Here is a 15,330-nt window from a genome sequence, read left to right as displayed (position 1 = left end):
ACCTCCTGGACACCGTGGAATTCTTGGCAGTGAGTGAAACGATGCGATGAGCTTAATAACGAGTTCATGTTATTGGGCTCATGTCCTAAATCAGTTGAACGATCCCTTCAGTGTCGTCGGAATACGCGTCCTACCTCCTTCAAGTTCAAATGAGGTAACCCAGCGTCCTTCGTCACCTTCACCAGATTCGTAGGCAAAAACATATCCATTGCGAATTCCCGGGTAGCAGTATACTTGAACCTCGGTTCTTCTAAAGAGTGACGAATAGATCACGTGGTACTCTTGACGAACCGCCACACTATATCGTTGGTTGAATGGAAAACGTTCTAGAAGCGAAGCGGCGGCAACTTCTGAATTTTTTTCCATTCGGTCGTCGATGCCAGTAGTATGCCCCAAAGCCACCACGGTCTTCTGTTCTTGATCGAAAGGTACGAAGGGAACATTATCCTTGCCCAAATCAATGTAGGTTGAAGGATGCTCCTGGACCGGTGAAAGTACTTCGACCTTCCCAATCGTAAATTGCCGAGCAACACGCTTAGCGCACAATGGCATGTCCGAAAGTTGCAAGGAAGGAGGCAAAGGAGTAAAAACTACATCGGTACCACTAGAAAGTCCGTATTCATTAGCCATCTCTTCTCTAAATTGTCCGATTAAATCCTTGCCGATGATTCTCTCGGACGTACTGCCGTCTCTAAAGCGGAGACTAACTCGAAAGGCTCGGCCATGACGAAAAAGATTGACCTCAAACAAGTCAGTGGACACGATAGCAAGTTCTCGTGAAGCCGAAGTGCCTCTCTCAATAAACAAAAAACGTCTTTCTATCGATTCGTCAAAATTTGAAACCGAATCAACACCAGTAACTGATTTATTTAACAGGAATCCAACGGAATCGAGAAAGTAAGAAGCAGTTACTACATTAATCTGCACTGTTATGACGAATTGAAAGATGGTTTTATTACCCATTTCTAGTTTCGCTTCGAAGATCGATGGTTGGTCGATTAAGTGTCGCGCGTGCTCTGGTTCCTCAGCAGAACTCAATCCCAGTTCACTGCATAAGCCAAGCAACAGGACTGTGTCGCGGTCAAAGTTACTTCCTTCTAAGATATCCATCCTCATTGATAAATTAGGTTCTAATTCCGTTCCAAACGATATTGATGCAATACTGTGCAAATCGACTTGCTTGATCAAAACCTGTTCACTATTTCTATTGGTAGGAGATTTCATCGTCAAACGATTAATCCGCACCTCGCCACCAACGTAAAGTTCGAGGGCTTTTCGAGTTGTGTAATCACTTGAATTTGAAAGAAGTCGCCACTCATAAAGCAGGCCGTCCCGAAGAATAAATCGCTCCGTTCGCCAAGAGTTTGATGCGAGAACAACTGTTTCGGCACTTTCGAGACCTTTTCGTGGGGGAAGTAACTGAGTTCGAACTTCAAATCGAAGTCCAATGAGCTTTTCAATGATCGACTCAGGTAGTATCCATTCCTCTTCAGGGGCTTCCAAGCAAGTAAAACAGATACTACCCCCTCTGCTGCAGTGTGAACAGCAATCACGAAAACAGATGCTGCAAATAGAAATCTCCGGAGAGACACCACATTTACTGCACTTGATTGAACCACAACGTTCGCAAGAGCGATTAAGGAGTAGAGAGCTAATCAAGCCAACACCGTCAGAAGCACAGGATACAGCTTTACACTCTTTGCAGATTATAGAAACAAGATCGCAGGTGGGGCAGTGATACTTCGTACAGCGATCACACCACCAACGGTCATTTGGGTATGCCTGATGATCATCGCCACACAAGGTGCCCTTCCATACCTCAGTGTCATCTGGCCCTACCAAACTTTCCGATATCCGTCGCTGAATAGACCCACCGTCATTTTCAGTGAATTCAACATTGAGTCTTTCGCACCGCTCAAGCACGGCGTATGGGTGTGAAAGGTTTCGCTCTGCAAGTTGATTAATCATCCGTAGGCGTTCAATTTCAATCTTTACTCCACCCTGGTCCAGACCTAATCTCTCACCTATAATGCGAAACTCATCATCTGGTATCGACGTTTGATTTAGCTCTCCTAGTAGTGCATCTAAATCTGCTTTGGTTATTTTGGCGTAGGACGTTCGGCCCGGCTCTTGCTTTCGTACAAACGCCGTGCGATCGACTTCCCGCACCTGATATCTTTGGGTCGACTCTAAATGCAAATCTTGGAGAAGGGTATTACGGCGAACATCAACTCCCCTTAATGGGGCATCCTCGATCCCGGCTAAACTTCCAAGTTTTTCGAGTCTTAGCGCAATATCAAAGTCATTGTCAGAAATCTCGGTGTCAATAAATAATTTTATAACCGCCCCAACTCTCACTACCAAAACGCCGACGCCGTTCAAGTGCAAGATGCAGTATCCATCCAGGGGTACAGATTCGTCAAGCTTATTCTCATGCTTAAAGTAGTCAGCTTGAACAGCGAGATAATGGGCAGGACCAAGCACGGCGATTGAATGAGCTTCGAAATACTCTATCTGATCGTCAATCGTAGAAAAGGGAGTAACTTCCAATGAATTTTTATCAATCCGAATCATCAAACCTTGGCTCTGATGTCTCCAACGTGATCTTCGACTCGGCAGTGAGTTGTCAACTTTACCTAGTATCCATTTATGAAGTTTTTTAGAGGAGAATCCCTTAAGATCTTTATCAGTACTAAACGCAGGCAACTCTTCAAACTGCAAATTTTTTGGGGGAGCCTCTACCTCTTCTTCACTATTTGTCTCATTCGTCGATACGACATCGATCACTATTTTTGTGCTTCGATGAATGAAGATCACCACATAGGCACCGTTGGATACTGGACTCCACGCAGTCTTGACGGTGGGATATTGAGGCTCCAAAAAGTTCTCAGCTGCCCACTCTAGAAATCGATCGTGCTCACGTTCGACCGACTTTTTCCCACGTGAGCTATCGACAACCCATTTCAAGAGAGGTGGAACAATGCTCGAATTGCCAGGGCTACTTACGAGAGTAGCTTCGTCGTCAGTTATGTTCCATTCAGGCTCCACGCTCCACCAGTGAAAGGTCTTTGAGAGTCGTTCCGCCAACGGTTCCTTTTCACCTGAAGATAAAAATACGAGCTGGGATCGACTGCCTGCGACAACGACTCCGCTCCGAATGGTGTAGGTAAAAAGTCCTGTGGCTTCGTCAACAGAAACTTGCTCTGGCGCACACCCTACGCAAAGGTCTAAATTACTTCTCCAGCATTCATCGCCGACGTATTCATTGCAAAGGGGGCAAAAGTTAATGGAAGTTTCGCAACTTGCGCAGTGATGTAATTCGCAGTTGGCGCATTCCCAAATATTGACTATGTCACCGATGTGCTCAAAGTCGCAGACGTCGAGTTCTTTAACCTGTCGACCGTTGATCGTCGCGCTGTAGTCAGGGGCATCAAGGTCGAACTGAGCCAACCGGGGTAGTACATTCACCTCACTACGGATCTCATTGCCCTGAGGTGTTATCCAGGTATCGACTATTCGATACTGAAGACGCTGCATTGCCACTTCAAAGACTCGGACCAACTCGCCATTCGCCGAGTGGCGTCTGTTCTTTAGTTCGTTTGCTTGAGCCATCTTTGCAGAAATCTGCTTGTCGAGTCGAGCAACGCGTACTTGACTTTCAGTGTCGTAGCGTATATTCTCCTTAGCTGTTTTGTAGGCGTCATTCAGGGCAATCAACTCTTCATTCGTCGCCTCCAAAATATCTATCGTCCTTCGAACCGCATCGTTTTCAATCTCTGACATCATCTCCGATTGTGACGAAGCTAACGATTCGACGAGTATCGTTGCGCTGGGGCCACTTGTAGCTTGGTTAGCCGCCAACGTGAGTGCGGGCTTAGCTTCCCTCTTTTGAGATAATATCTCGGCGTATTTATCTGGTTTGACAATTGTCTTCGATATCGGATTTCCATCTCGCGGTTGCCAAACCCATTGCGAAAGACTACCGAATTCAACAAACTGCACCTCGACTTCCCGTCGGAGTCGAGTAATACGTTCGGAATGAGGAAACGATAATGTATCTGGGTCAATTTTGACGCTTTGCAGATCAAGTTTGATTCCGTTTAAACGGCTACGGCAATATGAACTCCATGCACGTAAAAACTGCGAACCTAACCCTGCAGGTATTGCCGACGGATGTCGCCTCAGTCCCTCTGGGACCAGTGCTAATTGAGCCCTTCTAGTACCGTTTTTTGAGATAGCAGATGCAAATTCCTGAGGGAGTGAAACCTCGATCAAGACTTCGTCGATCTCAGTGTGGGTAATTTGGGCGCCAGCAGCGAGTAGCGACTGGTTGATAGCGCGGATATAACGATGTCGTATCTCCATAGCTAACTCTCGACTTGCAGACGGAGCCAGAACCTCAGCTCCATGGAGAGATTCGCGACTCTGCCTGCGAGCATTCAATGAAAACCATGATGTGAGCGCAGACTCATCCCGCTTGTCGCTTTGGAGTGCTCGATGGGCTTCTTCAAGCTGCTCACCTACACTCACGGCAAGGCGCTCTTGTTCCTCTCCCGAAGTGACTGCTAAAGAGGTTATAGCCTCGGAAAAACTATTGAATTTCCAGTCAATTTCACCGAGAATCGTCGAGTATTCTCCGAATAGCAACTCGAAAAGGTGAAGTTTTTGGTTGAGTAGTTCGTACAGGTGGGCTTCGAAGGTGTTAGGAGCAAAGAAGTTTGCAATATTGACCGACCGAGTCTGTCCTGTTCTATGTAGGCGCCCGATACGCTGCTCAATGGTCATTGGATTCCACGGAAGATCGTAGTTGATAATGCAATTTGCAAACTGAAGGTTAATACCCTCGGCGCCAGCATCAGTTGATAGGAAGACTTGAGTAGTACTCTGGAATTCCCTACGAGCAGCAGCTTGTGCCGTTGAAGACAACTTTCCGTGGAAAAGGCTAGTTGAAAAGCCATTTAATTCGAAGAGTTGTCGAAGACGGTCAATTACACCAACGTGCTGTGCAAAAATTACGACTTTGCCGTGTTCAGCGATCCAATCCGACGCCAGTTTGAGAAGTACCTTTTCGCGCGATGAGATTAGAGTCGATGCGAGTCGCATTTCGAGCTTTTCCACTTCACGCTTATCAAATGGATGACGCTCGGCAAGACGAATTAGACTCGCAAGTGCAGCCTTCGGAGAGCGGGCGAAGCATTCCGATAGAAATCTTGCTACGACGCTTCGCCGGTTCGCTTCATAGCTTCCATATAGCCTAACGGCCCTTTGGAAGATCTCTTGGTATAGTTCGAGCTCCTCAGAATCAAGTGAGATTGGGTAGTCAACAGGAATACGGACTACGGAATCGAGTCCAGCCTGCGCGCGAGTCCACCTAACGAGGACTTTTTTAAGTATTTGTCGCAACTCGTCGAGGCTATTTTCCTTTGGAATTCGCTCATCACTTGCTACGAAGCGGGATCGAAATCTTTGCTGAGTACCGAATGTCCCAGGTCGAAGGAGTTCAACCAGATTATAGAGTTCTAAGAGATTATTTTGTACCGGCGTAGCGGTAAGGAAGAGCGCGTATGGAGCCGTAGCCATCAACGTTTGCATCTGCTCTCTGAACTTTGACGCACCTTTTGCCACCCTATGTGCCTCGTCTACTATTACGAGGTCGGGTTGAAGCGCTGCAACATCATTTAAATTTCGTCCTAGCATCTGGGAGGTCATTACGATGCCATGTATTTTGTGGTCGGACTTTGCTGATGAAATTCTACGACGGTACTCGTGAATAAGCTCGCTATTAGTTGCATCGAGTATCGAAATTCCAAACTTCGATTGCATCTCCTCGCACCATTGGATGCGTAGGGTACGCGGCGCAACTATCAAGATTCGTCGAACATCACCTCGTGAGATAAGAATATGAGCGATACTCCCGGCTTCAATAGTCTTACCGAGTCCAACTTCATCAGCAAGGATTGCTTTACCGTTCATTGGACCAAGGGCAGATTGAACCGCGGCAATTTGGTGAGGCATGAGATCGATCTCTAAAGTGTCTAGTGGTTCGAGAAGCAGTTGATCAACGTCGAGGCGAAGTTTTTCTAGTTCGATCTGCTCCCAAAGAAGATTGAGTAGATTTTTACTTGCGTTAGCGGCATCCCCACCGCCAATTCGAACGTCCTTATTGCGAATCCACTCCCTGATTTTCTCTTCAATCGTCGACTCATGAGATGCGTCCCGTCGCTGCGCTTCCACTAAAATCTTCGCAAGGTCCTCTATGCCGTCAGCCCGATTAATTACCTCGATCAACTCCGATAATCGAAGATTTGAATATGGTCGATCTTCAATATCAACTGCAATTTCTGCTATCTCCTCGAAAATTTTCTCGACGCTTGAACGATGCGGTGGTATCGCTGCTCGGACTAGGACATTCTCGTGCGTAATATCAGTGAAGTGCTGAGATCCGACAAAGGACTCGAGCCTTTTTTGATCAATAGAAAGATTCTCAATTTCTTCGAAACTTATGTACTCGCCGTCCGAAGGAATAGTATCTGAAATGCCATTTCGGGTATTTCGAGACTTGCCGTCGCGGGTAGGTAGGCGCCTGGGTCTTGAACTATCTTCTCCCGGGAAGAGGGTAATGACTAGGCGAGAGTCCTCCAATCCAATAGAAAATAATTCTCCGCTTCTGAGTTCATCCTGAAGGTATGTCAGTACTTCACGTATATCGATGATGCCCTGGTTACCCTTGATTAGAGCGTTGCCTATCAAAGTCCCGCTAGGAAGTACGGCAGGATAGCTACTGTTTTTCTCTAATAAATCCGAAGATCTAGGGATGCTTACAATCCCGCTTCGAACCAGATTTGAATCGAACTCAACTGTAAGTGTCGACGTCGTCCTTCGAATACTATTTGAATTCATAAACTTTCAACTTTTCAAGATCACTAAACAGTGTCATTTAGTAGAAGTGTCCCGTACAGTACTACGCCACTGTTTTTTGTTTCAAAACTAACAGATCGACGAACGATCTTTTTGCCAACGATCAATCCGGTGATATGTCTTTGAATCGTCGATTTTGCATTTGGCACGTCGTGATATAGACCGAAAAATGCTGATTCACCGAGAGATACTTTTCTGCTCCCCTCGCTATTCCCGAGGAGAATTTCGACCAAGCTATTTTCGGAGAGCGGATTTGAACGATGAGAATTCCAGGTGACAATACCGATGATTGTTTCATCGAAGTTGAATATTTCTTCTAGAAGCGGAACCTTACCGATGTCGTCTAACTTCCAGGGACGCACTTCGCTGCGGCAGTTGTCGCAGTACAGTTCTGGAGTAACTGTCGCAAAACAATTCGGAGGGGCCGAATCGAAGGCCAATGCGATGGTCTCACGAAGACATTTGTCAGTGTTGGCATACGAAACCATCTCAGAAAAGCGCGATCTCTGCTCCTTGTTCCACTCTCTAAGTAACTCAACCAACCTATTGCGAGGCACCGTTGTTCGAATAACTTGGATGGTCCTAAGTCGTTGAGTTGTGGTTACATCCAGAAGTCGATCACGAGTAAGAGTCGTCAGCAGATTCTCAATTTCAGCGGCGCTACGGATTAATTTTGCTGCGATATCATCAATTGAAAGTATGCGGCGTACGCCGGACACAAGACCCAACTTGTGAACAAGAGTTCTAAATTCGATCTCCTCCGCGGGAGAGCCCGGAGCGGTTATTCCCTTTGATATCGCAACACGACCCATGCTGTCGGGGAATAATTTTACGACGTCGGCGCGTGAAAGCCAGGCAAGGATAACGTTATTATCGAGTTCATCGTCAAGGCTCAAAAGTTCGTCTTCGCTAACGACATGATTAGGTCCTCGAGTCGGTGCATTAGATATAGTATCGAGAAGACGCTGAGCGCGATCAACTATTGTTGGCTCATTTTTTGCAGAATCAAGCTGGCGCCATCTTCGAGCTATATCCTGCTTTGACCATACGAGAGTTGCCAAGCCGGTCAGCGACTTATCGCGTGCAGCACGACCAGACTCTTGAGAATACGCATCAAGCGACTCGGGAATACCGTAGTGAACAACCCAGGCGACGTCTCGCTTATTGATGCCCATTCCAAACGCCTTGGTCGCAACGACAATGTCTGTAGCGCCAAGGAAAAATGACTCTTGAACGCCTTCCTTAATCTCCGGAAGTAATCCAGCGTGAAATGCTCGTGCTCGATACTTCATACGATTGAGAATCGCCGCTAGGTATTCAGTCTCTTCTCGACGTTGGACGTAGATTATTCCTATTCTTTCCCCGCGCTCGTAGTGATAACCGACAAGTCGTAGCAGTTCCGCTATCCTCATTTTCGAATCTTCAACAAAGATGCGCGAATAACTTAAATTGGCCCTATTGGATGGAACCCGAACTACTAAAGGATCGTTTAATTCGAGGGTGGCTACGATATCGTTTTCGACAATTCCATTGGCTGTGGCGGTTAGAGCCAAACGAGTGCTCCTTGGAAGCTCAATCAGTGCTGGTGCGATTTGACGAAATTCTGGCCGAAAATCATGACCCCAACTACTTATACAGTGAGCTTCGTCAACGGTAAGTGTACCGATCTCAATATGCTTCAAAGCGCCGTGAAGAGCTGGGTCGCGAACGAGGCGCTCTGGAGAAAGGTACAAAAGTCGAAGCTGGCCCGACATAAGCTCATGTAGGTAAGTTTTACGTTCTGTAGCTGAAGAGCTACCTGTCAGGGCTCTGATCCCTCGTAGACCGAGACGACCAACGAGCTCATCAACCTGGTCTTTAATGAGTGCATTCAACGGTGAGACCACAATTGTCGGAAGCTGTCGAGGATGTAATAGCGCTGGAAGTTGGAAACAGATCGATTTGCCAAATCCCGTGGGAAGCAATCCAACCGCATCTTTTCCACTAAGAATCGCTCTCATGAGTTCTAGTTGTTCTTCGGCAAGTTGTTCAATGCCAAATAGTCTCCGAGCACCCGCTACTAGCTTTTCAGTTGAATCCTCTCCTTCATGTATGATCAAATCAGCTAGATCAGCGTTACGATCGACATCGAATTCTTTGAGGTGTAACTCTAGGTCCTCGTCGTCACCGTCGATGAAATTAATCGCTGCCCGCCACGCCTCAGCCCTAGTAGATGTATCCATGACATTCATGCCACTAGGAAGAGAACTCCTGAGTGACTGCGATGTCCTACCAGGTACCTGCAGGCGGCGATCGAGCACCAAAACTACACCCCGATCGGATCGAGATCTGATCAATCTGCCGACTGCTTGGACAAACTGCAGGGTGGTCCTGGGTAATACGTAATCAAAAAAACCGTCACCTCCCAGATCTCTCAGTCGAGCCTGACGCGCACTAATGATTGGGTCGGTTGGGGGAGGGAAGTAAGGTCGTTCGATTGCAAGGAATGAAAGAGAAGGGCCTGGAACATCAAATCCTGTGGCAAAGCTGCGTAACCCGAATGCTACCGATGACCGCACGTCACGAAATCGCTGCTGTATAAAGTTCAGGTTCTCGCGCCGTTGAAAAAGATACTCAACGTCGAAGCGCTCGGTTAGTTCAGCTTCTCGCACCTCTAAGATCTCACGCACTCCGCTTAAACGTTTTGCAGAAGTGAACAAGCCTAGGGTTCGCCCTCGCGTCAATGTCGTAAAGCCAATGAACTCTTCTGCCAAGTCTTCTATAAGCTGACGTTCCAAACTTGGCGCAGGTGGAGTCAGGTGTCCCGTGAAAATCGTCAGTGCATTACTCGCAAAGTCAAAGGGTGAAGGAAGGGCAATTCCGGCGAAACTGCCATCTGTAGTCTTGACCATATCAGCTAGTTCGCGATAGTACGCTTCGCGGTGATTGTGTTCAGAGTTGACCGTTTGCGACGATACTTTAATCCCCAACGTTCTGGACAAAAAGTCAAAGTTTTCTTCTGTGCGTAAGGTGGCACTCGTGAGAATCGTCGAAGAGGCTCGCGCAAGAATATGCTTAGGAAAGCGTACGTCGATGTCGATCGGCGTAACCTTGATCGACCAGGTGGATTGTTGCGTATAGCTATCATCCTCAAGCGTTAGAACTACGACATTGTCAATAGAAGTATTCGCCCTCAACAAGAGCTTTGCGGCTGGAATATGAACGTCTGCCAGTTCGAGAGATACTGTTGCTAGCAAACGAAGAGCGCGACGAATCGCCCTAGTTTTTCTGACATTACCAACGTAAGGACTTCCATCACCGCCAAGAGTAGCTGTGGCTAGGCTCATACTCGTCTTGATATTTTCAATGGCTCTGCTGAGAGCGTCGTTTAATTCATTGATTCCGCGATCTAGAAATGGCCACTTAATGTTCGACCTTTTTAGGATCTCATCGATAGCAACACTCATCGCCGACGGTCCGTAAATTGCAAGAACGTCTTTGGTCAGGTTTGATAATCGTCCGTTGACCTCCTCTAGCGACAAAAATAGAGTCCTGAGACTTTGAACTCTGCCAAGGGGAGTGGACTGATCGATTCCAGTTGTGTCGGATTTTTCATCTTCGAATACTTCGATAAGGGTATCACAGGCACGTATGGCTCGATTCACCATCCGAGTAACAGCGATCTGTTCAAGTGAAGTTGACCACGCAGATGATAGCGAGTCTTCTAGTTCATGGGCCTCGTCAAGGATGAGATGAAGATTTTTACCTAACAGGGGACCGACTTGTTCACTGTCGTAATCATCCCCTAATTCTCCATTTGACTCGCTTTCGTCCTGTTCGAACCAATTTGCCACCATGGCGTGATTTGTTATGATTATCCCAGGACGCTCCTTTATGCCAACGAGAACTTGACGCAGGGGGCATATTGTGGCATATTCGCAGCTATCCCTCTCGCATGCAGCAGAAGAAGTGGTCTGCTGCTGTCGTGCTTGTTCATATCCCGGCAGATAGCGCCGAAGATATTCATCGGCTACTTCATCCCAAGTTCCAGTGCGTAGTTGACCAAGTGCCCGTAGCCCAATCGCTAGGGCAATCGATACACCGCGTTTATCTTGCTTGAGAGGGTGAACGGAGGCTGCTTCACGTGCACATACATAATTGCTAGTTCCAGATAGAAAGCGCACTTTCAAACCTTCGCTTGCGCCTAATGCTCCATTAATCACCTCGATTTCACGACGCAGTTGACGCTGCAGAAGTTTGGTGTGCGTAGCAACGACTACCGCGGATTGCGATGACGACTTTGTGATCGCTCCACCGGCAGCAAGATAGGCGAGAGACTTTCCTGTACCAGTGGGAGCCTCGATGGCAACACGACCATTTCTCTTCATCGAATGATAGGTTGCTAGCGCCATCGTCACCTGTGAACTGCGAACTTCCCGACCTCTTGCGGGTAGATGTTCGTGAAATAAACGAACTAACAAACGATAACTATCAAAAGTCTCTTTCTCGAAGTCATCGCTATCTTCGCCATCTCGAACTGCACTAGAGTTCGTATCGAGTCCACGATATAATTCGTTAGTCTCCTCCCTACTTATTGCATTCTTTGCATTCAGGGCACCAACCAGCGGATGGCCCCATCTAACTAGTTGATTGATCAAGGACTTATTCAAAGCCTCCGGATTGCAAAGAACGTCGTCAATCATGTAGCCAGAGGAGACCATAAGGCAATTAATGTCGGATGAATGGTTACATTTATCTCCAAGTAGATCTCTACAAAGCTGGGAGATAGGTAGCCCGAGAGCTGGATAGCCACTAACACCGAGAAGCTCCTCAAAGAGCGTCCAATCTTCTAAAAGATTGGGGTCCCGGATAATCTGGGATTCGATCTCTTCATTTCTAACTTCGAGCTTTACAAAACCGGCGGTAGCACTGTGCCCAACAGCACATTCTCGGGAAATCGAATCAATATGATCTTTGATCCTTGCGACGTCTTCCGAGTTCCCCAGCAGTTCTAACGAGGAACGAATATTTTTTGCAGCAACATCCGAATGATCGTTGTGCAATAGTAGATCGAAATCTAAATATTTACGATCCCGTGACGCCGCAACGAGAAGATATGCACGAACACTTTTGCTTTGCTGAACGAGAAACTTATCGAAATTTTCAGCGATCTTGCGGCTTAGTTCAACATCCCGAACGGAATTCAAAGACCTACTCAGAGGAGGAAAATGCTGATTCCCCTCCGCGTTTCCAACTGGAAGATCTACTAATCGCTCGGATGATGGGTTTTGGAATTGAATGTCAGAAATTTCTTCCGCTGATTGAATCAAACAAATGTTCTCGGCGTCGATTCGGAACAGTTCAGGATAGCGTTCAGGAAGAGTACGAAGATAGACATCGTCGACGAGAATTCCAATAGCCTCAAGTTCAACTAAAAGTTCTAGAACGTCGCGTGGCCCGATTTCAAGTAAGCGCTTGATAGTCTCAACGTTTTTTGCTAGCAAAGGTGAGGCGCTACCTTTCGTGAATAGAGCCAATGCGTCTAATTCGAATAGGCTTTTTGAATTAGCCCCAGTGGAATCGTGAAAATTTCCCCACGCATCGCTCAATTATAACCAATCGATATTGTGAATTCCTAGCTAAGGTAAATTTCTTTGAGTGAACTGTTCCCCCTCTTCTTATCCGACCGGCTCTAACTTAATCCAATGAGATTGATCAGGCTATCAGTGAATTCACAAGGGAGGATATGCGCAATGAAAACGACGGGGATTCACGCAAAGCTAATTTGAATTGGGGTGATTAAACTAGCCAACCAGACTCTGTCGATAGAGGTGGTGAAATCACCTCTAAGTATCGATTTGAAATAGCAAGCAATAAGTTATTGTCAAAAGTACGCGCTAGCGGTGAATGTCAGGATAGTTGACGCATTTGCCTTCTTTCAGATTAATGGTTAATTGGCCATTTTGAGCCGTTTTAGTCTCTCTGGTTTCGCGGTTTCTCGCAACGATTATTTCATCGTCCCTCTCTGCCAAGACTGTTGTCACCTAGCTTGATTTTTGTTTATAGGCCGGCGAAGATGGAATGGCTATGGCAAAGAGCCAAATAACGCAAGCAAAGAGTGCTTTGGGATCTAAAGGGATTAGATAGCTTTAGATCGGCTTTTGGAAGCGGTATTTCAAAGATACAGAGGTGCTGTTGACTCTGATACAGATGTTGTCGGCGACGAGGAACAATTGAGGAGTGAAACCGCTCAAAACGGCCGACCAAGAAAAAGCTAAGAGCGGGCAGATTGGTCAACGATCCTGATACTCACCGGGATTATTAACATGGCGGCAAAACGCGAGAATAATTAGAAACTCGCTCTCGTAAGGAGATATACGGGATACTGTGCAATAATCCAGAAGTTGGATTTAGGAAGTTGAATAATAGGGATCGATCTTCGCGTCAAGGCCTCAGCTAGAACAGGAATATCATGCGATCGGCTAAATTCAGTCAATGTACCTCGAACCCTTCCAGTTAGATGGGGCAAGCGAGAATGTAGGCATGGGGCCACCACTTTGATTTACATTGACTAAGCCATCTATAACTCTTATAAATTGCGAAGAAACGGGTTCATGCAAGTGAGCAATATTCCAAAGACCGTTCGAAGCAATCTGCTTGTTTGAGGAAAAGTTACCCAACCAACTGCCGCTAGGACGATCATATGGATCCCAGCCGAGTAACGCAACTGCATTCTGTACTATGAACGCTCGATCACTCTCTCTAGTTGCTCTATCGTGAACCGGAAGCACTAGGATCCTCATCTCGTTGATAACCCTAGAAACTTCTTCTTCGAGATCCATTTCGTGGTTTCTCACATCCTTAGAGGGGACCTTTCCACCCCTTCCCCAAGTAGTCATTGCTAACTCCCACTTCTTAGGGTCTTGTCCCCCAATGGCGTCTCCGATGTATTGACGAAGGATGCTCGACCTATGTGAACCCTTGAGTGTTTTAGGACCAGCATGTGTTCTAAGGCGATCCTTGAGCTTCGCCTTAGAACCGTCGCTAACTCTGTGTGATCCAATATTTACAACCCGTAATATATCTCCGCATCGGCGCAGTTCACTATCTTCGAATAAGAAGTGAACTCCAGCCTCAGGAAGATCACCTTCAAGCAGCTGTTGAAGTGTTGGAAGGTTATCGGAGTTGAGATTTCGCTCACTATTTAGTAGTCGTAGGAGCACGTAGAACTCCTCAACAGCGGTCCTTAATTGTGAATGCGGCAGTTTCATTGGCGAAAGGATGGCAACTGAAATGAACGGATTCGCACCGATGGCTAAATTTGGTAGACACCTAACAACTTTCCATAGGATATTGCAATGGAGGGGTCACAATTGCCATAAATGAGAAGAAATTCACTTTGGAGTTCAAGAGCAGCGAATGAAGCAACTAATTATGGTGGCAATCCATAAGAGTTAGCTCTAGGGCTCATCGATGAAGTGTCTCCTTTTTCTTCTTTGCCACTTTGATCCCAGGGGATGACAAGTGGTGTGACCTACCGCAGTTATCGAGCAAGTTCCCTGCGTAGCTCTGAGGTTGCTAATCACATAGAGGAACAGATAGCTGTCTCTCGTGACCAAGTTGCATACGCAGCACCACTTAGAACTCTATTTCTGAGACGCGGAGCGATTTCGTCGGTTGACCAGAGCTTTCAAAGATCACTCGTGATACGTTTCGCTAGTGGTGCGTAGCTCAGCTTCTGCTGCTTCGGTCGCTTAGCACATTCGAAAAGCGCAGCCAGTGTGCTTTCCAGACCCGCATAGTTTAAGTTATCTCCGTCGACACCAACCTCTCGTGAGATGGTGGAGGGGGAACGACTAAGTTGACGGGCAATAGCACTTAGAGAATCACCACGGCTCAGACCACAAAGGATCTCATTGCATACAGAGATGGTGTGTCCACCACGGGTGTGGAACCCATATAACTTCTCGAGCTTCTCGGGCCTGGCCACGCAACATGACGTCAATGTCAGAAGTGACCACAACCAATCTGTTTAGCGATAGCTCGTAAGCTCCAACCTTCGCTCCGAAGACGCCGAGCGATTGCTCGTTGTTCGATATTCAAATGGGCGGTCAATGCAACTCCTCTGGTTGAAATAAGTACCAGTGGATTCTTCTCGACCGTTGCGCTCACCCCCCTGAACCCAAACACTTCAACCTTCGCCCGAAAACACTTCGGCCAAACCTTCATTCCCAGGTTGACATGTAAACATTGAGTCGGAGCTAAAGTAACTGACCACACAGCTACCGTCGTCAGCAGTAAACGCAAGGGCCAAATCGCTCGAAACCTAATGCCCCTTAGATGCGGACACTCCTGGAGTAGGAAGCTGAAAGCTTATCGTAGGATAGCGAAACCGAACTAACGGCTCGTATCACTTGTGTTAGTAAGCAAAAG

General features: G+C 46.9%; 5 protein-coding genes and 1 pseudogene. 1 reads left to right on the top strand and 5 read right to left on the bottom strand.

Annotated elements, in window-relative coordinates; all coding sequences use genetic code 11:
* Positions 1–90: 90 nt before the first annotated feature.
* The 3 genes from ACIDITHRIX25_RS72895 to ACIDITHRIX25_RS72885 all read right to left on the bottom strand — a co-directional run bounded on the left by ACIDITHRIX25_RS72895 (position 91) and on the right by ACIDITHRIX25_RS72885 (position 14,168).
* Positions 91–6,900, bottom strand: coding sequence for a DEAD/DEAH box helicase (locus ACIDITHRIX25_RS72895; protein WP_201732570.1), 6,810 nt, complete (start codon positions 6,898–6,900; stop codon positions 91–93).
* Positions 6,901–6,923: 23 nt separating this feature from the next.
* Positions 6,924–12,401, bottom strand: coding sequence for a RecQ family ATP-dependent DNA helicase (locus ACIDITHRIX25_RS72890; RefSeq protein WP_201732569.1), 5,478 nt, complete (start codon positions 12,399–12,401; stop codon positions 6,924–6,926).
* 984 nt (positions 12,402–13,385) lie between these two features.
* Complete coding sequence (locus tag ACIDITHRIX25_RS72885; RefSeq protein WP_502756198.1) at positions 13,386–14,168, bottom strand: GIY-YIG domain-containing protein; 783 nt, start codon at positions 14,166–14,168, stop codon at positions 13,386–13,388.
* 246 nt (positions 14,169–14,414) lie between these two features.
* Between ACIDITHRIX25_RS72885 and ACIDITHRIX25_RS72880 the strand changes: the two genes are divergently transcribed.
* Positions 14,415–14,627 carry a hypothetical protein gene (locus tag ACIDITHRIX25_RS72880; RefSeq protein ID WP_201732567.1) on the top strand — a complete coding sequence of 71 codons (213 nt, stop codon included), beginning with the start codon at positions 14,415–14,417 and terminating at the stop codon, positions 14,625–14,627.
* Positions 14,628–14,722: 95 nt separating this feature from the next.
* Here the strand turns inward: ACIDITHRIX25_RS72880 and ACIDITHRIX25_RS72875 are convergent.
* Positions 14,723–14,827 (bottom strand): annotated as a pseudogene (locus tag ACIDITHRIX25_RS72875) (helix-turn-helix domain-containing protein); the annotation flags it as partial.
* A gap of 77 nt (positions 14,828–14,904) precedes the next feature.
* Positions 14,905–15,069, bottom strand: a complete 165-nt coding sequence (locus ACIDITHRIX25_RS72870) for a helix-turn-helix domain-containing protein (protein ID WP_201732565.1) — start codon at positions 15,067–15,069, stop codon at positions 14,905–14,907.
* Between the last annotated feature and the right edge of the window lie 261 nt (positions 15,070–15,330).

This window comes from Acidithrix sp. C25, assembly GCF_904848545.2.
The sequence above is the reverse complement of the archived record's forward strand: the minus strand, read 5'-3'. Positions and strand labels throughout refer to the sequence as shown.

Bases quoted from the DNA above. Each gene is read 5' to 3' on its own strand.
- ACIDITHRIX25_RS72880 (WP_201732567.1), top strand. From the start codon at position 14,415: ATGACAAGTGGTGTGACCTACCGCAGTTATCGAGCAAGTTCCCTGCGT.
- ACIDITHRIX25_RS72885 (WP_502756198.1), bottom strand. From the start codon at position 14,168: ATGAAACTGCCGCATTCACAATTAAGGACCGCTGTTGAGGAGTTCTAC.
- ACIDITHRIX25_RS72895 (WP_201732570.1), bottom strand. From the start codon at position 6,900: ATGAATTCAAATAGTATTCGAAGGACGACGTCGACACTTACAGTTGAG.